Below are 21,195 nucleotides of genomic sequence, written 5' to 3' on the forward strand. Positions count from 1 at the left end.
TTTTATTTAGCTTTATGTCGCAACATCGAAGTCTGCGCGCCGCCGCCACCACCGGCGCCAAGCGCAATGTGTTGAAACGCTACGAGCGGGTGGAATTGCTCAAGAAACGCGGTCAGTGGAAGGAAGGCGACCGCGTCACCGGTTTGCGCAAGACCAAGCCGCCGGTATAAGCCGTTGTTGCTCCGGGCAAACGCGGGCGGGAATGGCCCGCGTGTCCTCTGCTGACCGGGGGGGACGGCGGCTTTTCCTTGGACCATGCTGGTGCGTCTGCAAAAGTGGCTGGCCGATGCCGGCGTGGCCTCGCGGTGCGCCAGCGAGGCCATCATTCTGGCCGGCCGCGTCGAGGTCAACGGCGTGGTGGTGCGCGAGCTGGGCGCGCGGGTGGACCCCGCCGTGGCGCGCGTGACGGTGGACGGCCAGCCCATTCGCCCCCGCCGCAAGCAATATGTGGCCCTCCACAAACCGCCCGGCTATTTGTGCACCCGCCAGGACCCCGAAAACCGCCGCACTGTCTTTGCGCTGCTTCCCGCCGAATGGGGCCACTTGTATCCCGTGGGCCGGCTGGACCGGGACAGCGAAGGGTTGATGTTGCTCACCAATGACGGTGATTTTTGCCTGCGCCTGACCCATCCCCGCTACGGAGTGCTCAAGAAATACCACGTGCTGGTGGAAGGCCGGGTGCCCCCGGATTTGCCCGCGCAATTGACCCGCGGCGTGTGGGATGCCGGCCAGCATTTGCGGGCGCATCGGGCGCGCGTGCTGGAGGCGCATCAACGCCATAGTCTGCTGGAAATGGAACTTAACGAGGGCAGGAACCGCGAAATCCGCCGGCTGCTGGGACGCCTGGGCTGGCACATCGAACGGCTGGCGCGGGTCCAGATTGGCCCCATCAAATTGGGAGAGCTGCCGCCGGGCAAATGGCGGATGTTGACACCCGCCGAGATTCGCTCTCTACTTGCCCAGGCAACGATATGAAACATTCATCGCGCTTTTTCCTGGGGGCCTGTCTGGCGCTGGCCTTGGGGTCACCCCTGTTGCGGGCCGACACCACCCGCGAGCCGGATGTCCGCACCGCCCGCACGGACCGCATCAACATTCGCGGCCAGCCCTCCACCGCCGGCGAAGTGCTCGGCCAGTTGAACACCGGCGACCGCGTCACCGTCCTGGAAGTGGTGCGCGTGGACAAACCCAAGGCCGGGGACGCCACCAACTGGCTCAAAATCGCCCTTCCCCCCACCGTGCCGGTGTGGGTCCACAGCCAGTTTGTGGACACCAACAAAATGACCGTCAGCGCCAACCGCCTCAACGTCCGTGGCGGCCCGGGTGAAAATTTCAGCGTGGTGGGCCGGGTGGAGCGCGGGGAAAAGCTCAAGTTGATTCGCCGCAAAGATGAGTGGCTGCAAATCGCGCCGCCGATGGGCAGCTTTGGTTATGTGGTGGCAGAGTTTTTCACCGCCCCGGCGCCGCCGCCGGTCGCCGTGACTCCACCACCCCCGGTGGAAACGGCGCCGCCGCCGGTGGTCACGCCACCGGTCGCTCCGCCGGCCACTTCCCCGCCCCCGTCGGTGGTCGTCGTTGCGCCGCCGGTCATCACCAATCCGCCCACGGTGGTCACCCCGCCTGCGCCCCTGCCGGATATCATCAAGGAAGAAGCGGATGCGAAGGAGCGCAACCTGGCCAAGATTCGCGGCTATCGCACCCCGCCCACCGGCCCGGGGACCAATCTGGTGGTCGAGGTGGAGGCGGCGCCGCGGCGCATCGTCACCCGCGAAGGCATGGTGCGCTACACCGTGCACATCAACGCCCCCAGTTGGTATGTGCTGGAGGCGCTGGACACGCGCAAGGTCATCAACTATTTGCACCCGGCCAGCACCAACATTGTCCTGGGCCAGTTCCGTGACAAACGCGTCATGGTCACCGGCGAGGAAGGTTTGGACCGCCGCTGGCCCAACACCCCCGTGCTGCGCATCCAGAAACCGGAGGACATTCAGCCGGTCGAGTAACCTCCGCGCTTGCTCACACCGCCATGAACAATCTGATTGACGGCCGCGCCATTGCGGAGCAGTTGCACCAGGAAACCGCCGCCCGCGTCGCCGCCCTCAAGGCCCGGGGCGTGCAGCCCGGCCTGGTTTTTGTGCGGGTGGGCGAAGACCCCGCCTCGCGCGTCTATGTGGGCATGAAAGCCCGCATGAGTGAGCGGCTGGGCATTCGCTCCGTCACGCATGTCCTGCCCGAGTCCACCACGGAGGCCGAGCTGCTGGCGCTGCTGGAGCGACTGAACGGCGATGCCGAAGTCCACGGCATCCTCGTCCAGGCCCCGCTGCCCAAACACATCCGCCACCAGGTCATCTACGCCGCCGTGGCCCCCCACAAGGACGTGGATGGCTTTCATCCGGTGAATGTGGGCAAGTTGATGCTGGGCGACACCACCGGCTTTCGCCCCTGCACGCCGGCGGGCATTCAGGAATTGCTCATTCGCTCCCACATTCCCACCGACGGCGCCGAAGTGGTGATTCTCGGGCGCGGCGAAATCGTGGGCAAACCCATGGCAGCTATTCTTTGTCAGAAAGCCCCGCACGCCAACGGCACCGTGACCCTCTGCCATTCCCGCACGCGCGACATTGCCAGCCATTGCCGGCGGGCGGATATTCTGATTGCGGCCATGGGCGTGCCGCTCTTTGTCAAGGCGGACATGGTCAAGCCCGGCGCGGTGGTCATTGATGTGGGCGTCAACCGCATCCCGGACCCCGCTGCCAAGGACGGCACGCGCCTGGTGGGCGATGTGGACTTTGCCGCCGTCCAACCTGTCGCCGGCCGCATCACGCCCAACCCCGGCGGGGTAGGGCCGATGACCATTGCCGTGCTGATGCAAAACACCGTGCGCGCGGCGGAAATGGCGGCCGGCCTCAAATAACATGAGCCAGGGACCCCTTGCATCCATCCTGCTGCCGTCCCAGGTCCGGTACCTGTCCCCAGGGGACGGGCTGGCAACGGCTGAATGCGTTGGCCCTCGTAACTTCTGCGTTTAATTGAATCATGGACCCCACCCGCATCCTCCCTGACCTGCAATGCTCCGTCCTGTGCGAAGACGTCCGCCAGGAAGCCAACGGCAACTTCATCCTTATTGGCGTCATCAACGCCATTGTGGTGCCCGGGCTGCCCGTGACGGCCGGGCGCGTCATCTTCTTCAATCGCTGGACGGCGGGCCTCGGGCGCTTTCGCGAAACGCTCCGTTTGGTGGCGCCGGACCAGGCCACGGTCCTGAGCAAACGCGAGGTCAACTTCGAGCTGCCGCATCCCAACGGCCATGCCATCAACATTGCCGTGCTGCCCAACGTCACCTTCCACGTCCCGGGCACCTATTTTGTTGAGGTGCTGGTGGACGACGTCATGAAGATTCGCTACCCGGTGAATCTGGTGGTGCTGCCTCCCCAAGGCCAGCCCGCTCCCGGGACGCCTCCGCCGGCGGAGACTTGAGCCGCGCGCCCGGCGCCGTCAAGTTTCCTGCACCCAACGGCTTTGCCACGGGGCCAGCGGAATGTCCGGCTTCCGCTTCCAGCTCTGCGCGGCGCAATTTCTGGCGGTTGATGCGGCGCGGGATGCCCGAAGCCGCCGCCCCGGCCGGGTCGCCGCGCGAGCCAAACAGCGAATGAAAATAAATCCCGGGCATGCCCCGCAAGGCCAGCAGCAGCGCATGCGCCGTCAGGAATTTCTGCAGGGCAGCCTCCTCCGGCTCGCCGGCGATTTGCGCCAAAAGATTGTTACCCAGGCGGGGCTGACCGGTTGGCGGAAACTGGTCGTTGTGCCAAAAGTCGGTGTTACCGAGCCATGAACACCGAAATGAGTCAAAACACTCGTCAAGAAGTCCTGGCCCAGCTGCGTCGGCGCTATGCCCGGGCCGGGCGACTCTACAAAGCCCAACTGCTCGACCAGGCCGTCGCCCTGTTGGGCTACCATCGCAAGGCGGCCATTCGGGCGCTGCGGGCCGGGCCGTCGGCGCGACGGGCGCCCGGCTTGGTTTTGGGGCGGCCGAAGACCTACCACCCGGAGACGCTGCTGCCGGTGATTCGGCCGATCTGGCAGGCGGCCTTCCAACCCTGCGGGGTGCGGCTGCGTGCCCTGCTTCCCGAGTGGCTGGCCGCCTATGAAACCGATCATCGCCGCCTGGACCCGGATTTGCGCCAGGCGCTCTTGAGTATCAGTGCGCGCACCTTGGATCGTTTGCTGGCCCCGCTGCGGCGGGCGGGCGGCGACCGACCGGCACCCGGCCCGGCAGCCTCTTGCGTCAGAGCATCCCCCTGCGCGGCGAGTGGACCGAGACCGGCCCCGGCTGGCTGGGCTGGACACGGTGGCCCTATGCGGCGGCTGTCTGGATGACCGGCATCTGTGGATGCTGGATGGGGTGGATATTAGCACCGACTGGGCCGGGCTGCGCGCCTTGGAAAACCGCAGCCAGCACGCCACTTTGACGCAGATTCGCGATCTGGAGGCCAGCCTGCCCTTTGCCCTGCGGGGGTGGACACCGACAACGGGGGCGAGTTCATCAACCATCACCTGGTGGCCTACCTGGGGCAGCGTCCCCGGCCGGTGCTCTTCACCCGCGCCCGGCCCTATCAGAAGAACGACAACGCCCATGTCGAGCAGCGCAACTGGACGCGGGTGCGCCAGCATTTCGGTTATGGGCGTTACGACAACCCGGCGGTCACGCCGCTCATCAACACCCTCTGCAAAGAGGCGTTGGAGCCGTTGCTCAATCATTTCCTGCCGACCCTCAAGCTGGAGGGTAAGTCTCGGAGCGGGGGCGGATGGTGCGGCAGTATGGCGTCCCCCAAACGCCCTACGCCCGGGTGCTGGCGGCGGCGGAAGTCAGTGCCGAAACCAAGGCGCGCTTGCGGGCGCTGCACGCCACGCTCAATCCCTTCCAACTGGGGCGGGACATCGAACGCCAGAAGCAGGCGATTGAAGCCCGGCGGCGACTAACGGCTTGAATTCGGAGGCGTCTTGGAGTACGGGAATTTCCCCAAGAAACGGGAACAAGGGAGGCCGGCGGGACTGCGTCCGGCGGCTTTCTTTGTTCTCAAATGAGGGGTCAACTTGGGTAACACCCTTTTGGCGCAACGGGCCCCCTGCCCACCCCGCGCCGGGTAACAGTTACTTTTGGCGCACAACGCCGGGCCAGTGCAGCGCGTCCAGATAATTGACATTCAGCTCATACGGGCTGCGGGAGCCGTCGGGATTGGCCTTGTACGAAATCAACCCCGGACCCTGCGCCACATGTTCCACCAAAAAATCCACCTCTGCCGGCGGCAGGATTCCACGGGCGGGATTCAGGCCGATGCCATCGTGCGATGGTAAAGGCTGGGTAGGTCATGCCCCCGGTGGTCAGTATCTACCCAGTCTTTCCCTGCGGGCCGTGAAAAGTTGCTTGCCAAGAACGCGGCGGGGGGCATAGTTAGGGGGTTGCGGCGCTGAAGCGCCCGCGGAACGGATGGTGGGGTCGTAGCTCAGTTGGTAGAGCGTCTCGTTCGCAATGAGAAGGTCAGGGGTTCGACTCCCCTCGGCTCCACCAAATCCGTCCGCCGCCTGCCTCTCGCCCTGGGCTGGCGGCGTTGAGCCTGGTCCTGTATGGAAGTGAAAAACCTCGACGAGCTGCCGGCCTTCATCACCAAAGACGGCTCGGAAATCCGCGAATTGCTGGCGCCGCGCAACTCCCGCCTTTTGAATCAAAGCCTGGCTGAGGCCCGCCTGCCCATCGGCGGGGCCACGACGGAGCATTACCATGCGCGGACGGAGGAGATTTATTTCATCCTGTCCGGCACGGGCCGGATGCGGGTGGAAGGCGAGGAGCGGCCCGTCAAGCCGGGGGACGCCATCGCCATACCGCCGGGACACTGGCATAAGTTGTGGAATACCGGCCCCGAGCCCCTGCGGCTGCTGTGCTGCTGCGCGCCGGCCTACGAGCACGACGATACTTATTTAGTGGAAGGTTGAAGTTCATGCCCCCGCGTAGCATTCGCCTGTTCATCAAACCGTATTGCCCCTGGTGTCATCAGGCTGAGGCCTGGCTCAAGGCCCGCGGCCTGCGCTATGAGGCGCTGGATGTCATTCACCACCCGGAGCATCGCGCCCAGATGTATGCCCTCAGCGGCCAGACGCTGGCGCCTGTCATTGAGGTGGATGGCCGGGTGCTGGCGGATTTCGACACCGCCCAACTGGAGCGCTGGTGGCGGCAACAAGGGTGGGATTAAGAGGCGGGGCGCGCGGTTTTACTTGGCCTCGCCCTCCGCATCGCGGGTGATGCCGAAGACGCGCTCGAATTCATCGCTGAACCGCCGAATTTCCTGGCTGATTTGCGCTGGCCGCTCCTGCAGATAACCTGCCACCCGGCTGGCCGACTCCGGTTTGATCTGCAGGATTTCTCCCGCCGCGGCAAACAGCGCCAGATGATTGTTGACGCTGTGCCGCATGGCCGAGAGTTTTCGATTCAAATCCGCAATTTGCTCCGGGGTCAACGTCACCGGATGTTGGGGCAAACCCATGAGTTAATCATGCGCCAGCCGGGCCATTCCCGCAAGCGAAGACATGCGGCGGCGGAAGCCGCGGCCACGGGCTGACGCCGCCAGCCCCCCCTGTGGCCATGCCGTGCGCCAGCAGTTCACCGTTCCCACTTGCCTTGACGCGGGGGATGCGTCAACGTCTTGGCGGACAGCAGGTGAGAGTCTATGGCTAAAGCAAGAACCATTGTTTTAACTGGCGTCAGCCGGGGTTTGGGCCGGGCCATGGCGCTGGAGTTTGCGCGATTGGGACACAAGGTGGTGGGATGTGCGCGGTCGCAGGACGCCCTGGCGGGGTTGAAGGCGCAACTGGGGCCGCCGCATGAATTTGAGGCGGTGGATGTGGCGGACGACGAGGCCGTGGCGCGCTGGGCCCGGCACGTGCTCCACAAGTTCAAAGCGCCGGATTTGCTGGTGAACAACGCCGCCATCATCAACCAGCGCGCGCCCTTGTGGAAGGTGCCCAGCGAGGAGTTTGCCGCGGTCATGGAGGTCAATGTGAAAGGGGTGTACCACATGCTGCGGCATTTTGTGCCTGCCATGGTGGCCCGGGGCGAAGGCGTCATCATCAACATCAGCTCCGGGTGGGGCCGGACCACCGATGCCGAGGTGGCCCCCTATTGCGCCAGCAAATTTGCCATCGAAGGCCTCACCCAGGCGCTGGCCCAGGAGCTGCCTCCCGGCTTGGCCGCGGTGCCGCTGAATCCGGGCATCATTGACACCGACATGCTGCGCAGTTGCTTTGGGGACTCCGCGGCGTTGTATCCCTCGCCAGAGAAGTGGGCGCGGCGGGCGGTCCCTTTTATGCTGGAGCTGAACGGGCGCGACAACGGCAAGCCGCTCACGGTGCCCGGCAGTTGATTTGCCAGTGACAAACCGGCCAGGCTGAATTACGCTGGCCGGCATGAGAAAGCGTCTGCGACTGTTATTCCTTGGGGTTTGCGCGTCCTGCGTGGCGGCGGCCGCCGCCGCGGCCAGCCTTCTGCCCGAGGGGGCGCGGCTGGCCATTGTGGGCGACTCCATCACGGAGCAAAAACTTTACTCCAAATACATGGAGACCTACCTCCTGGCCTGTGCCGGGCGGACGGATATCCATGTTTTCCAGTTTGGCTGGAGCGGGGAGCGGGCGGATGGTTTTGCCTCCCGAGCGGCCAATGACCTGGGGATGTTCAAGCCCACGGTGGTCACCACCTGCTACGGCATGAACGATGGGCAGTATCGCCCTTATACCGAGGACATTGGCCGCGCCTATGAAGCCAGCACTCGGAAATACGTGGAAATCCTCAAAGGTATGGGGGTGAAGCATATTGTGCTCGGTTCCCCGGGCGCGGTGGATACCCGTTATTTCGTGCGGAACAATTTTGCGCCCCTGTCCGGCGCGGAGGGCTACAACCAAAATCTGGGCAAGTTGCGGGACATCAACCGCCGGCTGGCGGGCGAGCTGGGCGTGGCGTTTGCTGACGTGCATCAGCCCATGCTGGACGCCATGGCCAAGGCCAAGGCCGCCCTGGGCGATGACTATGATGTGTGCGGGCGGGATGGTTTTCATCCCGGGCCGAATGGGCATCTCATCATGGCCTACGCCTTCTTGCGCGCCCTGGGTTGTGACGGGCGCGTGGCGGAGTTGACGCTGGACCTGCAAGGCGCCCCGCAGGTTTCTGCCGGCCACAAGGTGGCGGGCGGCGGGCGCAACCAGGTGGAGCTGGAGAGCACGCGCTACCCGTTCTGTTTTGACCCGGACCCCAAAGCCTCCTCCAGCACGCGGAGCATTGCGCCGTATTTTCCCTTCAATGAAGAGCTGAACCGCTTTGTGTTGAAGGTGCGCAATTTGAACGCCCCCAAGGCGCGGGTGACCTGGGGCGCCACCTCGCTGGAGTTTACCCGCGAGCAATTGGAAGCGGGGGTGAATCTGGCCGCGGCTTTTCCGGCCACGCCGTTTGATGAGGCGTTTCGCAAGGTGATGGATGCGGTGGGGCAGAAGCAAAACTTTGAGACGCTCATGATTAAGGAAATGGTGACCAAGTTCCGCTTCTTCGGGCGCGAGACGGCGGCAGACCCGGCGCTGGCCGAGGCCTTCCGGCAGGTGGGGGCGCGCCTGGTGGCCCGGCAGGAGGCGCTGGATGCGGCAGTGCGCCAGGCGTTGACGCCGGTGCGGCACACGTTGAGCGTCACGCCGGTCACGCCCTGAGCCGTCCACCGGCCAGGCGAATCGGACGCAGGACTTGTGGAACCCATTGCGCGCGTGAAAAAAAATCCAGTGCCGGTCGAACCCGCCGCCGATGCTCCGCCGCCGGCCGCCGCCGGCGGCGGGGCCACCCGGTTGCGGCGGTATTTGTACTTCACTGCCGCCTTCACCGGCGCGGCCATTCTAATTGTCGAGATTCTCGGCGCCAAAATGCTTTCGCCGTATTTTGGGACGTCGCATTTTGTGTGGACGGCGCAAATCACGGTGACGCTGATTTCGCTGGCGGCCGGCTACTACCTGGGCGGCTGGCTGGCGGACCGCTCGCCCGACCTGCGCCGCATGTACCTGGCCATTCTGGCGGCGGCCATTTACCTGGCGATTTCCGTGCCGCTGTGCGCGCCGGTCTCCTTTGCCTGCCTGAAACAAAAACTCGCCGTCGGCTCGCTGCTGGCCTCGCTGTTCCTGTTTTTCCCGCCGCTGACGCTGCTGGCGGTGGTGGGGCCGTTTCTGGTGCGCAACTTCACCCACAACCTGCAAACCGTGGGCGGCCAGGTGGGGCGGGTTTCGGCGCTGAGCACGCTGGGCAGTGTGGCGGGCACGCTCCTCATCGGGTATGCGGTCATCCCGTATCTGCCCAACTCGCTGAGCATGTACCTGACGGCGGTGGGGTTGATGGTGGTGTCGCTCGTCTATTTCTTTCTGCTGAATCCCCGTCCCTTGCGGGCGTCCGCGCAGGTGAGCCTGGTGGCGGCCCTGCTGACGGGCCTGGGGGCGGGATACAGCGGCATCCGGCAGGAGCTGGCCTTGAACATTCCCGGTTACGAAGAGCTGGAGCGGCGCAATTCCAATTTTGGGCAGATGCTGGTTATTCAGCACACCAACCTGCCCCACCGGGTATATCTGAATGACTGGCTGACGCAAAACACCTATGACCCGCTGGAGAAGAAAAGCACTTCCATGTTCACCTGGATGCTGCATGGCCTGGCGCGGGCTTACACACCAAAGATTGAGCGGGCGTTGTGCATCGGCCTCGGGGTGGGCATCGTGCCCATGCAACTGGCCCGGGACGGCGCGCAGGTGGACGTGGTGGAAATCAACCCCGAAATGCCGGGGCTGGCCCAGCGACATTTTGATTTCGACCCCACCCGGGCGCGGGTGTTTATTGATGATGGCCGGCACTTTCTCAATGCCGCCGCCCGCCCGGATGGCCCACGCTACGACACCATCATTCTGGATGCTTTTCTGGGGGATTCCTCGCCGTCTCATCTGATGAGCCGCGAGGCATTTGTGGCGATGCAAAAAATCCTGCGGCCCGGCGGGACGGTAGTCATCAACAGTTTCGGCGAGCTGGACCCCGCCCGCAATTTCTTCACCGCGTCGCTGGAGTGCACCCTGCAGGCCGTGTTCAAATCCGTGCGCATCCACACGGCCTTCGGCGGCAATGTGTTGCTGGTGGCGTCGGATATTCCGGACCTGGCCTTTGTGCGCCAGCCGGATTTGTCCGAAGTCCACCCCCGCGCCCTCGGCGCCACGCGCTTGGCCATGGAAAATGTGGTGACCGCGCCTCCCAGCAAGCATCGCATCCGCGTGTTGACGGATGATTTTAATCCGGTGGAATTCTACGATGCCGTGAACCGGGAAATGTTCCGGCGCAACATGGTGCAGGGCATGATGCAGGGTTACGGGTACTGAGGCGGCTCTGCCCGGCCCGGCCCGTTCTGCGCCGGGGAAAAGCGCGGGCCCTTGGCGGCCGTCAACCCAGCGGCGTGGCGCGCAAGGCGTTCAAGACCTCAAATAACTGGGGCAAATCCGCCAGCAACACCGCGCCCGCCCGGCGCAGGGCCACCTGATAAGCCGGAGCGCTCCGGCCGCCGGCCAGCAGGGTGACTTGCGGCGGCAGCGCTTTGCGCAATTGATCAATCTCCTCCGGCAGCGCGGGGTCGTCCGCCGGAAAAACAATGCTCAGACCCACCACCCGCGCCCGGCTGCGCACGGCGGCTCCGGCAATTTCCGCTGCGGGCAAACTGGCCCCCAGATAAACCGCATTCCATCCCTGGCTGCGGGCGGCAAAAGTGGCCAGCACCGCGCCCAGCTCATGAAGCTGCCCGGCGGGAGTCGCGGCCACCATGGAAGGGCCGCCTTGCGTGGGAAACTGCCGGGCGTGATGTAAAAGGTATTCGCGGATGGTGGCCGTGGCAAAGTGCTCCTGGGCGGCGGTCATCTGGCCTTGGGCCCATTCCTCGCCGATGCGCTGGGCCAACGGGGCCACCAATTGCACCAGCAGCCCCTGGCTGCCCAGCTCCACCTGCCACTGCTCCAAGTGGCGGATTAAACCCCGTTCGTCAAACTGGCGCACGCACGCCAGCAAATCCTCCACGGACACCCTGGCCTGGTGATAACCATTGGGTGAGATTTCTCCCCGCCCGCCGCCGGGTGTGCCCCGTCCCACCAGCTCCCGCAGTTGCTCATCCTGCAGCCGGGCGATGGCGCCAATATTGTGGCCCTGCTCAGTGGCCTGGCGCAAAAGCGTCAGCCGCTCCAGGTCCCGGTCGCAATAGAGGCGGCGGTGACTATGGCTGCGCTGAGGTTGAACCGCGCCGTAGCGTTTTTCCCAGATGCGAATGACATGGGCGCTCAAGCCGGTCAACTTCGCCGCCATTTTAATGGTGTGACAAGGTTGATCCATGCAAACAATGGTCACAAGATAGCCAGTATCGCTTTTGTCGCAAATTAGAGTTTCTTTTGCACAACGAGAATAACATGAAATTTTTAAATATCTTAGACAAAAGATTGACAAGCGCTCGTTTTTGTCGTATCAAGAGCAAGAAATGTTAAAACAATATTAACCACAGCAAAGACAAAGAAAGTATGCGCCCGAATAAAAACGTCACCGTCAAGCCCGCCAAGGTCAACCGCAATCGCCGGCCCGCCAAGGCTAAAGCCCATGCGGCCCGTTTTTCGGTGGCCGAGGCCAAACTTCCCCCGGTCAAGCCTGCCGCTGAGGTGGTCAAACTGACGCCAAAAGAGGTGGGTCAGGCTTCCCTGGCCGAGCCTGCCCCGGCTGTGGAAATCCCGCTGGTGGATTACCGGAATGAGTACGAGCCTACGGACAGCCTGAGCCTTTATATGCGCGAGGTGGGGGAAGTGCCCTTGCTGACGCCGGAGGAGGAAGTCAAGCTGGCGGCGCGCATCAAGCGCGGGGATGCCAAGGCGCGGGAGCGGATGATTCGGGCCAACCTGCGATTGGTGGTGAAGATTGCCCGGGAATATGAGGGCTACGGCCTGCCGTTGCTGGACCTGATCAACGAAGGCAACATTGGCCTGATGCGGGCGGTGGAAAAATTTGACCCGGCCAAGGGGGGCAAGCTGTCCACTTACAGCTCGTGGTGGATTAAACAGTCCATCCGCCGGGCCATTGCCAACCAGGCCAAGACCGTGCGGCTGCCCATTCACATGCTGGACAAGATTGCCAAGGTGCGCCGCACCGTGACCCGGCTGGCCGAGGAGCTGGGGCAGGAGCCGACGGATGAAGAGGTGGCGGAGGAACTGGGCATCAGCGTCAAGCGGGCCAACATGCTGCGCTCGGCGGGGGTGCGGACATCCTCGATTGACGCGCCCATTGGGGACGATGACAGCAGCCGGATGGGCGACATCATTGCCGATGAGCGGGCGGAAAATCCGTACGACATGCTCGAACAGAAAACCATGCTGGATTTGCTGAGCGAGCTGGTGGAGCGCCTGCCGGAGCGGGAATACAACATTTTGCGGCTGCGCTTTGGGCTGGATGGCGGCCCGGAGCGGTCGCTGGAGGAGATTGGCAAGGAATTTGGCGTGACGCGCGAGCGCATTCGGCAGCTTCAGAATCTGGCGCTGAACAAACTGCGCAAGATGATTGAAAGCCGCGAAGCCGTGCGCATCGCCGCCTGATGCCGTACAAGCGCTTTGCCGGGCAGGGTTGGGCGCCATGCCCGGCAGGGAAGGGGTTGGTTGACGGGCCGGAAAACGGGGGTTTTCCGGCCCGTTCTCTTTCGGTCTTTCACGTTTCAAGCCAGGCCGTTGACCTTGTTGGGGGGGACGGCGAATCCTGTTTCACTGCGTTGGGGAGGGAGACCGCGCTGAGTTCACTTATCCAACTGCCAATGGATGGTGAGTTGGAAGTCGGCCGGCATGGGCTGGCCATTGCAACGGGCCGGTTCAAAGCGTAGCACACCGGCGGCCCGCACGGCGGCCTGGTCAAAAACTCCCGCCGGCTGGCTGGACGTCACCCGCGCCGATTGAACGCGGCCCCGGGCGTCCACCTGCAAGGTGAGGTGAGTAACCCCCGTCAGGGCCTGCCGGCGGGCAGCCTCAGGATAAAACCGCTGCAAATTGGGTGGCTGCCGAAGGCGCGCCCCGGCAAAGTTGCCGGCGCTGGCGGGGCTTTCGCTGCCGGACGCCCCGCCGCCCGCAGGGAGCAAGGATGGGGCCCAAGACCGGTTTTCTGCACCGCTCCCGGAGCCGATTTTTTCCTTTGCTTGAGCCAGGTCCGCTGGGCCGGCTGGGGCAGAGGCCGCAGGGGGGAGGTACGCTGGTTGAATTAGAGGCTCTTGTGCCACGGGGGACTCAGGGATGGGCGGGGTGGGAGACGGCGGGGAAACTGCCTGGGGCGAAGTGACGACGGGAGATTCTCCCGTAGGCGGCAATGAAAGCCGATTCTCGGGCGCGGGCGGAGGTGCAGCAGCATCCCCGCTGGCCGGCGCAGTGGGGTTTGCTGGGGTGGGGTATGGCGCTGGCGGGGCAGGCGGCGCGGGTTTGGCGGCACCGTCACCGGCCACGATGATGAGCGAGAGGGTGAGTTGAGGCGGTTGCCGGGCTGCCGGTTGAAGCTCTTGCAGCCAGTCCGGCACGGGCGAGGGCCGTCCCGCCAGGAAACCAAAGTACACGCCTGCCACCACTCCATGAAACAGGAGAGACCAAAAGAGCGGCTTTAACATGGGGCGCAGCCCCCCGCTTGGGGGCCATGCCTCAAGCGCGGCCGGATGCCTGTGGGATGGCGAGGTTGCCATGGCGGCAATGGCGTTGAGAGTGTGTATTACAATGCGGCCAAAATCCGCCGCGGGCAAGCGGGCCGTGATGGTGGCGGTCTGTGCTGGTCTCTCCGTTCACTGTGGCGCGTCACACGTGAGGCAAGCAAGCGATGGTGAGCCGCTTTTTCCACAACTTCGCTAAAACACCAGGGTCAACCCGCCTTTGAGCATCAAGCCATAATGGGGATACCCCACCACGGTGGAGAATTCTTCATCCGTCAGGTTTTCAACTGCCAGGTAGAGGCGGTGTTGTTGCTCGCGGCCCAGATAATAATTCAACGAGGCGGTCAATTCCACAAAGTCCCCCAAATCCACCGGCCGCATGCCGGCGGGCAGAAACCGGTCGTTTTCATACAGGCCCACGTGCTTGGCCAGGAAAATGGCCTCCAGGCGCCGGTAGAGGTAGGAGGCGCCGCCGCCCAACACCACCTCCGGCAGCTCGGGGTCATGGCGCCAGCCTGCCGGGGTGCGGCGCTCGGTGGTCATGAGCGTGGCGTTGAAGAACAATTGCAACCCGAAGTCAAACCGCCGTGTGCGCGTCTCGAATTCCACCCCGTAGCTGCGGGCGTCGGTATTTTCAAACAAGGCAAAGGGCAGGCCATTGACGGTGACGGCGGTGTTTTTAATCAGGGGCGCGTCGTACTGGTCCACCAGGAAGGCGGTCAGGGAAATCTCCCCATAGCTGGGCCACGCGGCGCGCACGCCCAAGTCATATTTCCAGCGCGTTTCGGTGTCGGGCCGTTGCAGGGCGGAGTTGAGCATGCCGGGCTGGCTGGCAATCTGGCCCCAGGTGAAATTGGCATGCAAGGACCACACAGGGCTGAGCGTGTACTTGGCGCCCAGGCTTAGCGTGTGGAGGGGGTCCTCCCATTCATTGCGCACCTGCACCGCCGTCAACCCCGCCGTGGAGCCTTCCACGTGAAAGCCGCCAAATTCCTTGATGTAGGTCTGGCTGAAGCGGTAGCCGGCGTTGAGCGTCAAGCGCTCCCATTGGTGCTCATCGGTGAGGGCCGCCGCGTACGTGCTCAAGTCTCCCGGCCGCCCCGCGTAGAAGCGTTTGCCCGTGGGGGTTTCCCAATGATTGAACAGGCCGGAAACGCGCAAATGATTGCGCTCGGAAAGCTGGAACGTCTGGAGCAGGCGCGCGCCGTATTCGAGGTCTTTTTCCAGCCAGTCCGGCGTGCCGGTTTGATGCGCCAGGTAACGGCGGTTGCCGAAGTTGAAGGTGGCCTCCGTCACGGCGGGCCGTTCCCATTCAAGCCGCGCCCTGGCCACGAGCATCTGATAATTCATGGGGTCCGCGCTCTCGCGGCGGTTTTGCAGGGAAGGCATGGCGGGGGGCCGGGCCAGTTGCAACTGCCGGTCGCCGTTCAGCGCGTAACCGAGCAGGCTGAGTTGCAGGCGCGGGGTGGCCTGCCATTGCAGGCGGCCGTACAGGTCGCCCACGTTTTCCCTGGCGTTCATGTTTTGCGGGCCGTCCGTGTGCCGATAGCTCAAGCCCAGGCCGTACATGCCTTGCGAAAACGGCGCGCCGTGCGTCAACCGCGTGAGCACTGTGTTCAAGGTGCCGTACTCGGCCTGCACCTGAGTTTCCGAGCGCGGGTATTGGCGGGGCACCAGATGGAGGTGCCCTGCCATGCCGCCGGGTGAGAGCAGCAGGTCGGCACTGGAGCGGGTCAGCTCAATTTGCTCAAGAAAGGCAGCGTTCAGGAAAAACGCCGATTCGGTGAACTCGCGAAACCAGGCGCCATCCACGAGGTGGCCGGGGTAGGGATACCGCTGCCCGCGCACGCTGAAGAGCATCTTTTCCTTGCGCCCGCGCGTTTCCGTCCACGCGCCGGGAGTGTATCTCAAGGCGTCCAGCGCGGTGTAAGCGTTGAACCGCTCAATTTCCGGCCGACCCACCACCGTGGTGGCCGTTTCCAGCCCGGGCGATTCCACCAGTGGCCGCAGAAGCAAATCCCGGGGCGGGAGCGCGGTGAACAGGGATTTTTCCCCCTGCTCGACCGCCGGGCGTTCACCCACGATGGTGATGGTGCCAGAGCTGTTGGTGGGGGTGGAGGCAACCGCAGGCGAGGGGTCCGCCGCGCCCAGGGAAATCAGATTCAACCCCAGCGCCAGAATGACCATGGCCGGGCTTGCCGACGGCAAGAGACGGAGAAGCGACGAATTTCTGCCCAGTGTTGTTTGCATTAGGGCATTAGCATTAATAATGCGATGAGGATATGTCAATCACCTCCGCTTACCGCCATGCGCTCCGCCACGCTGGCCGCAAGGGGGGCAGCCAGTCCGCCGCTGGGCGGGGAATGGTGAAGTTTGTCCGTCACTGGCGCAGCCGGGCAAAAGCAGGGAAAATCAACCGGAGCTCTTTTGCGGAAAGGCCCGTGGCGGGACGAAATGCCTGCGTCTGGCGGCCGGTGGTTTTGGGCCGGGCTTCAGGCTGCGGTTTCCAGCGGTTGCAAGATGAGTTCCAGACCTTCCTGGGCGGCGTTGACCTCCACGTTTTCGCCCAGCAATTGCACGAAATTGCGGCCCCATTCCACCATGCGGTCCACGTGCTCATCCTGATGCCGGGGGTCGTGGTGGAAGAGAAACACGCGTTTGACTTTGGCGCTCACGGCCAGGGCCACCACATCGTCCACGCAACCGTGGCCCCAGCCGATGCGGCTCTGGTATTCGGTGGCGTCGTATTGCGAGTCAATGATGAGCACGGCCGCCCCCTGCACAAAATCAATGATGCGCTGGTCCTGGCGGCGGGCGTACTCGATGGCCTCCTGGCTCACAGGCGGGCCGTTGTCATTGACGGTGGCATGGTACTTGAAGCGTTGGTAAGGCTCGTTGTCGGGCAAATAGGCCACCACGCCCCCTGGGGTGTGGATGCGGTAGCCCATGCACAAGCCGGGATGATTCAAGTACGTGGCTTCCACGCGCACCCCGCCCACGTCAAAATTCAAATCGCGCATTTCCTCGATGCTGATGTTGCCCGGCAGCTCGGCCAGCGAGATGGGAAAGTACGGGCTTTCCATCTGGCTGCTGAGGGTGGATTCGAGGCCCTCCCGCGCGCCCTTGTAGCCGATGATGCGCACCTGGTTGCGAGGGTGGTACACCGGTTCAAAAAAGGGAAAGCCTTGAATATGGTCCCAATGGGTGTGGGAAATCAAAATGGTCACCGCAAAGGGTTTCTCGCCAAATTCCTGCATCAAACTGGCGCCCAGCGGCGCGATGCCTGTGCCGGCATCGAGGATGATAATCTGCCCGCCGGTGCGGACTTCCACGCAGGCGGTGTTGCCGCCATAGCGCAGCGTGGCCCGGCCGGGGGTGGGAATGGAGCCGCGCACGCCCCAGAAGCGGACGCGGGGTGGGGCATCCAGCGGCAGGGCGGGGGGCGGCGGCCGGGTGCTGGGCGGGCGCGGCCGGCGCGCGGCTTCCCGCCGGAGGAAGGTGGTGTCGGTTTCCCCCATCAACTCTTTGACCAGCTTGAGGAATTCGTGGCGCTGGAGGGGTTTGACCAGGCAGGCGTCAGCGCCGGCCTGGAGCGCGTTCAAACGGTCGGTGGGATAACCGCCGCCGGTGGTGAGCACCACGCGGGTGTAGCTGCGGAGGACAGCCTCCTGGCGCACCATGCGGCATAGTTGAAAACCATTGCAGCGGGGCATCAGCAAATCGCACACCACCAGCTCGGCACGGTTTTTTAGCGCCAGCTCCAACCCGGTTTCCCCGTCGTCGGCCACCAGGACGCGCCAACCGTTTTCGGACAGCCAGGCGGCCACAGCGGCACGCTGGCTTTGGTCTTCGTCCACTAGAACAACGGTTTTCATGCCACGGGTTGCGCGTGGGGAAATATAGCTTCCCCGGGCTGTCTGCCAACCGCTCACCCGGCGCGCGCCAGGGCGCGGCGGCGCGCCGTGGGCCGCAACACCACTTCCAGCCGCTCCCGTGCTCCGGCCACCTCCAGGGCGCGCCCGGACGCTGCGGCCAGTTTGCGGGCATGCCGCACCATGGCGTCAATCTTGCGGTCGTCATGGCTGGGGTCGTGGTGGAAAAGAAAGAGCTTTTTCACCTCGGCCCGCACGGCGAGGTTCACCGAGTCGTCCACGCAGCTATGGCCCCAGCCCACGTGGCGCTCGTATTCTTCGGCGTCGTATTGGGAATCCACAATCAGGAGGTCGGAGCCGCGGATGAATTCCACCAGCTTTTGGTCCTGCTGCTCGGCGAAGGCCTGCGCCTCCGGGCTGACCGTTTGCGCGCCGGCCGAGTGAGATTTCAGGCGCACGTAATTTTCATTGTCCGGGATGAAGGTGATGGAGCCTTCCGGAGTGAACAACCGGTAGCCCACGCACACGCCGGGGTGATTGACATAGGTGGCGCGCACCTGGATGGAGCCGATGGAAAACTGCAAATCCCGCAGCTCGGTGAATTGCAGATTGCCGGGCATTTCTTTCAGGCCAATGGGAAAATAGGGGCTTTCCATCTGCCCGGAAAGGGTATCCTGCAGGCCGCGAGTGGCGCCTTCATAGCCGAGCACCCGCACGGTGTTGCGGGGGTTGTAGGCCGGCACGAAGAAGGGAAAACCCTGGATGTGGTCCCAGTGGGTGTGGGTAATCATCAGGGTCAGCTCCAGCGGGCGGCCCTTAAATTCGCGCGCCAGCGCCAGCCCCAGCGGGCGGATGCCCGAGCCGGCGTCCAGAATGATGATTTGGCCTGCGGCGCGGATTTCCACGCAGGAGGTGTTGCCGCCATAACGCACCGTTTCCGGCCCCGGCGACGGGATGCTGCCGCGCACTCCCCAGAAACGGAGACGGGTGGGGGCATCTTCCGGAATCATATTGGTGCACGGTGGCATCTCCAACATAGTATCACTTTGGGCCACATTCTCCAAAAGCCGTTTGAGCGCCACCGGATCGTAAGGTTTGACCAAAAAATGCCGCGCCCCTGCCTCCCGCGCATTCTGGCGGTCGGCGGGAAAGTCCCGGGCGCTGACGGCCACCAGCACCGTGCCGTCAAACGCCGGCGTATCCCGAAACCGCCGGCAAAGGTGAATCGCCGCCCCTTCCGGCAGCAAAAAGTCCACCACCACCACCCGCGGCCGCTGCCGCTGCGCCAGGTCCCAGGCTTGTTCGGGAGTTTGCGCCTCCCAGACCGTCCAGCCTTCCGACGCCAGAAAACTTTTCAAGCCACGACGAGCGCCGGCGTCTTCATCAATGAGCAGGACGGTCTTCATGAGGCTGGGCAAGGCTAAGCCAATTGGTGTTTTTTTTCAAGCCCCTGCGCGATAATCTTGGCCTCCAGCCGGGGGCAGGGGGGGCGAAGGGCCGTGACATGCCTTTTTTCATGGACGCCCCTGAGATTAACATCCCGCTTAAGATTTGTGTAGGATTTTTACTTACAAGTCTTTCAGGCACGGGTGGACTTGGCCACATTGCGCTGCATCCGATAGGGTTACTGGGTGAAAGTTCACCCAAGTTTGGCATCAATTGTCGTATGACGGGCACGGCTTTACAGAATAGCACACCGCCGCTCAAGCGGGAGACAAGCGAACCGCAAACGTTGCGGGAATTGTTCACTGCGCAGCACCACGGCAATGCGCAGGAATATGAACGCGAGGTCTTGTTTCAATGTGCCTATTCTCCCGTGTTGGTGCGCCTGGCCTGGCGGCTGGACCCGGATTTTTTCTTGAGCGATTTGCAGTTAATCCGCGCGGTGGGATGCTGCCGGACCTTTGGTGATTGCCGCCATGAGGTGGAAGCCTTCCGGCGCGCCAATCCCCCGCGCGGTTTTTTCCGCAAAACCTTGCGGGTGCGCTTATCCGGCCAGAAATTGTTGAAAATGGCTTCCCGTCTATTCCTGAGCCAGAGTTTGCCGTCCCGCACGGCCGCCCGTTAATCCATAAATCCGCATGGGTTACCTTGGCTGCGCCGTCCCGGACGAAGCGTGTTCTTCCTCTCCTTTGGATGGGTAGCTGTCTTCAGAACTGACCCCCGGCCGGGCCTCGGGGCGCTCACCCGCTTGCCAAGGGGAGCGGAGGGCGGTAGGTTAATGGGCTTATTGTCGTTTATGAAAAGACGCATTTACTTTGGGGTGCTGACCACGCTGGTGATTCTCAACCTGGTCATTGGCGCCCGCATCTATTTTTATTCAGTGGCGGCGGCGCCGCAGGATGATGCCTATCCCAACCTCAAGCTTTTCACCACCGTGCTCGAGCGGGTGCGCATGGATTATGTGGACGCCGACAAGGTGAGCTATCAATCGCTCATTCGTGGGGCGCTCAAGGGGATGTTGAACACGCTGGACCCGCACAGCGAATATCTGGAGCCGGTCCGGTATGAGGATTTGAAGAAAGATACCGAGGGCGCGTTTGGGGGGGTGGGGCTGGTGGTCACCACCAACCAGGGCGTGCTCATGGTGGTGGAGCCGATGGAGGACACGCCGGGGGCGCGAGCGGGCATTTTGCCGGGGGATGAGATTTTGAAGATTGACGGGCAAAGCACCGAGCGAATGGGGTTTCAGGATGCCGTGCAGCGGTTGCGGGGCAAGCCGGGCAGCGAGGTGGTGCTGACCATTCACCGCCCGAGCAGTGGACAGGTGAGCGACTTCAAATTGCAGCGGGCCGAAATTAAAATCCACACCGTCAAAGACCTGAACAACCGGCGGGAGTTTGCCCTGGGGCCGGACAAAATTGGTTATGTGCGTCTGTTGCAATTTGGCGAGCAAACGGCCTCGGATTTGGAGCAGGCCTTGCGCAAGCTCGAGAGCCAGGGGATGCAGGGCCTGGTGCTGGATTTGCGGGACAATCCCGGCGGCCTGCTGGACCAGGCGGTCAAGGTGGCGGAGAAGTTTCTGCCGCCTCGCTCGCTGGTGGTCTCCACCGAGGGCCGCAACCCGGCCCATCGCAGTGAATACCGCGCTGGCAGCCGCAACACGCATCCGCGCCTGCCCATGGTGGTGCTGGTGAACGACGCCAGCGCCAGCGCCTCGGAGATTGTGGCTGGCTGCCTGCAGGATTACCAGCGGGCCATCATTGTGGGCGAGCAAACTTTCGGCAAAGGCTCCGTGCAAAGCATTGTGCAATTAAATGACGGCTCGGCGCTGCGGCTGACCACCGCCAAATATTACACGCCCAGTCACAAGGTGATTCATGAGCGCGGCATCACGCCGGACATTGTGGTGCCCATGGGCGACCAAGCGCGGCGGGATTTGCAGCTCCTGCGCGCCCCGGGGGGGCTGGCCAATCTGACCGAGGAGGAGGCCCAGCGCGTGCGCCAGGCGCGTGATGTGCAGTTGGAGCGGGCCATGGACTTGTTGCGGGGCATCACCTTGTTCACCCGCAAAGAGCCGCCCGCCGGCAAGACGGCCATGAAATAAGGAGTTGGGGCGCCTTTCCCGCCGCCGC

At 63.6% G+C, this 21,195-nt stretch carries 21 protein-coding genes, 1 tRNA gene and 1 pseudogene; 16 read left to right on the forward strand and 7 right to left on the reverse strand.

Annotated elements, in window-relative coordinates:
* The first annotated feature begins 14 nt into the window (after positions 1-14).
* From NXS98_RS15105 to NXS98_RS15135, 7 genes are all read left to right on the forward strand, one after another.
* Positions 15-170, forward strand: a complete 156-nt coding sequence (locus tag NXS98_RS15105) for a small basic protein (RefSeq protein WP_283845863.1) — start codon at positions 15-17, stop codon at positions 168-170.
* 85 nt (positions 171-255) lie between these two features.
* On the forward strand, positions 256-975 hold the full coding sequence (locus NXS98_RS15110) for a pseudouridine synthase (protein ID WP_283845864.1): 720 nt from the start codon (positions 256-258) through the stop codon (positions 973-975).
* Positions 972-2,003: an SH3 domain-containing protein gene (locus NXS98_RS15115; protein ID WP_283845865.1), complete on the forward strand. Its 1,032-nt coding sequence runs from the start codon at positions 972-974 to the stop codon at positions 2,001-2,003. Before NXS98_RS15110 ends, NXS98_RS15115 begins: the two co-directional genes overlap by 4 nt.
* A 23-nt stretch (positions 2,004-2,026) precedes the next feature.
* Positions 2,027-2,914 carry a bifunctional 5,10-methylenetetrahydrofolate dehydrogenase/5,10-methenyltetrahydrofolate cyclohydrolase gene (locus tag NXS98_RS15120; RefSeq protein WP_283845866.1) on the forward strand — a complete coding sequence of 296 codons (888 nt, stop codon included), beginning with the start codon at positions 2,027-2,029 and terminating at the stop codon, positions 2,912-2,914.
* Between the two features lie 122 nt (positions 2,915-3,036).
* The gene (locus tag NXS98_RS15125; RefSeq protein ID WP_283845867.1) at positions 3,037-3,477 is read left to right on the forward strand and encodes a DUF6941 family protein; all 441 of its coding nucleotides are present in this window, start codon (positions 3,037-3,039) and stop codon (positions 3,475-3,477) included.
* Between the two features lie 351 nt (positions 3,478-3,828).
* A complete protein-coding gene (locus NXS98_RS15130) occupies positions 3,829-4,377 on the forward strand; it encodes a hypothetical protein (protein WP_283845868.1) in 549 nt (182 codons plus the stop codon).
* A 428-nt stretch (positions 4,378-4,805) separates the two neighbouring features.
* Positions 4,806-4,988, forward strand: coding sequence for a hypothetical protein (locus NXS98_RS15135; RefSeq protein WP_283844628.1), 183 nt, complete (start codon positions 4,806-4,808; stop codon positions 4,986-4,988).
* Positions 4,989-5,181: 193 nt separating this feature from the next.
* Here NXS98_RS15135 and NXS98_RS15140 read toward each other — a convergent pair.
* A pseudogene (locus NXS98_RS15140) lies at positions 5,182-5,355 on the reverse strand (sugar phosphorylase); the annotation flags it as partial.
* Between the two features lie 138 nt (positions 5,356-5,493).
* On the opposite strand from NXS98_RS15140, the gene NXS98_RS15145 reads away from it, so the two are divergent.
* The 3 genes from NXS98_RS15145 to NXS98_RS15155 all read left to right on the forward strand — a co-directional run bounded on the left by NXS98_RS15145 (position 5,494) and on the right by NXS98_RS15155 (position 6,248).
* A tRNA-Ala gene (locus tag NXS98_RS15145) sits at positions 5,494-5,569 on the forward strand.
* Positions 5,570-5,625: 56 nt separating this feature from the next.
* Positions 5,626-5,991, forward strand: a complete 366-nt coding sequence (locus NXS98_RS15150) for a cupin domain-containing protein (protein WP_283845869.1) — start codon at positions 5,626-5,628, stop codon at positions 5,989-5,991.
* 5 nt (positions 5,992-5,996) lie between these two features.
* A complete protein-coding gene (locus NXS98_RS15155) occupies positions 5,997-6,248 on the forward strand; it encodes a glutaredoxin family protein (RefSeq protein ID WP_283845870.1) in 252 nt (83 codons plus the stop codon).
* Positions 6,249-6,266: 18 nt separating this feature from the next.
* Here NXS98_RS15155 and NXS98_RS15160 read toward each other — a convergent pair whose 3' ends face one another.
* Positions 6,267-6,539, reverse strand: coding sequence for a hypothetical protein (locus NXS98_RS15160; RefSeq protein ID WP_283845871.1), 273 nt, complete (start codon positions 6,537-6,539; stop codon positions 6,267-6,269).
* 183 nt (positions 6,540-6,722) lie between these two features.
* Between NXS98_RS15160 and NXS98_RS15165 the strand changes: the two genes are divergently transcribed.
* Genes NXS98_RS15165 through NXS98_RS15175 form a run of 3 tightly spaced genes read left to right on the forward strand, consistent with a single transcriptional unit; the run spans position 6,723 to position 10,431 of the window.
* The gene (locus tag NXS98_RS15165) at positions 6,723-7,415 is read left to right on the forward strand and encodes an SDR family oxidoreductase (protein ID WP_283845872.1); all 693 of its coding nucleotides are present in this window, start codon (positions 6,723-6,725) and stop codon (positions 7,413-7,415) included.
* A gap of 43 nt (positions 7,416-7,458) precedes the next feature.
* On the forward strand, positions 7,459-8,742 hold the full coding sequence (locus tag NXS98_RS15170) for an SGNH/GDSL hydrolase family protein (RefSeq protein WP_283845873.1): 1,284 nt from the start codon (positions 7,459-7,461) through the stop codon (positions 8,740-8,742).
* Between the two features lie 54 nt (positions 8,743-8,796).
* Entirely contained in the window at positions 8,797-10,431 is a 1,635-nt protein-coding gene (locus NXS98_RS15175; protein ID WP_283845874.1) for a fused MFS/spermidine synthase, read from the forward strand.
* A gap of 61 nt (positions 10,432-10,492) precedes the next feature.
* On the opposite strand, the gene NXS98_RS15180 is transcribed toward NXS98_RS15175, so the two are convergent.
* Positions 10,493-11,440, reverse strand: coding sequence for a MerR family transcriptional regulator (locus NXS98_RS15180; RefSeq protein ID WP_283845875.1), 948 nt, complete (start codon positions 11,438-11,440; stop codon positions 10,493-10,495).
* Positions 11,441-11,607: 167 nt separating this feature from the next.
* Here NXS98_RS15180 and NXS98_RS15185 point away from each other — a divergent pair, with 167 nt between their 5' ends.
* Positions 11,608-12,666, forward strand: a complete 1,059-nt coding sequence (locus tag NXS98_RS15185) for a sigma-70 family RNA polymerase sigma factor (protein ID WP_283845876.1) — start codon at positions 11,608-11,610, stop codon at positions 12,664-12,666.
* A 194-nt stretch (positions 12,667-12,860) separates the two neighbouring features.
* Here NXS98_RS15185 and NXS98_RS15190 read toward each other — a convergent pair whose 3' ends face one another.
* The 4 genes from NXS98_RS15190 to NXS98_RS15205 form a co-directional block, all read right to left on the reverse strand.
* Positions 12,861-13,712, reverse strand: a complete 852-nt coding sequence (locus tag NXS98_RS15190) for an energy transducer TonB (RefSeq protein ID WP_283845877.1) — start codon at positions 13,710-13,712, stop codon at positions 12,861-12,863.
* Positions 13,713-13,943: 231 nt separating this feature from the next.
* Positions 13,944-15,956 (reverse strand): TonB-dependent receptor, encoded by a 2,013-nt coding sequence (locus tag NXS98_RS15195; protein WP_283845878.1) that lies wholly within the window; start codon positions 15,954-15,956, stop codon positions 13,944-13,946.
* A 284-nt stretch (positions 15,957-16,240) separates the two neighbouring features.
* Positions 16,241-17,623 carry a response regulator gene (locus NXS98_RS15200; protein WP_283845879.1) on the reverse strand — a complete coding sequence of 461 codons (1,383 nt, stop codon included), beginning with the start codon at positions 17,621-17,623 and terminating at the stop codon, positions 16,241-16,243.
* A gap of 53 nt (positions 17,624-17,676) precedes the next feature.
* On the reverse strand, positions 17,677-19,026 hold the full coding sequence (locus NXS98_RS15205; protein ID WP_283845880.1) for a response regulator: 1,350 nt from the start codon (positions 19,024-19,026) through the stop codon (positions 17,677-17,679).
* A 260-nt stretch (positions 19,027-19,286) separates the two neighbouring features.
* On the opposite strand from NXS98_RS15205, the gene NXS98_RS15210 reads away from it, so the two are divergent.
* On the forward strand, positions 19,287-19,688 hold the full coding sequence (locus NXS98_RS15210) for a hypothetical protein (RefSeq protein WP_283845881.1): 402 nt from the start codon (positions 19,287-19,289) through the stop codon (positions 19,686-19,688).
* Between the two features lie 171 nt (positions 19,689-19,859).
* On the forward strand, positions 19,860-21,167 hold the full coding sequence (locus NXS98_RS15215; RefSeq protein ID WP_283845882.1) for a S41 family peptidase: 1,308 nt from the start codon (positions 19,860-19,862) through the stop codon (positions 21,165-21,167).
* The last annotated feature ends 28 nt before the right edge of the window (positions 21,168-21,195 follow it).

Source organism: Fontisphaera persica (genome assembly GCF_024832785.1).
GTDB lineage: Bacteria > Verrucomicrobiota > Verrucomicrobiia > Limisphaerales > Fontisphaeraceae > Fontisphaera > Fontisphaera persica.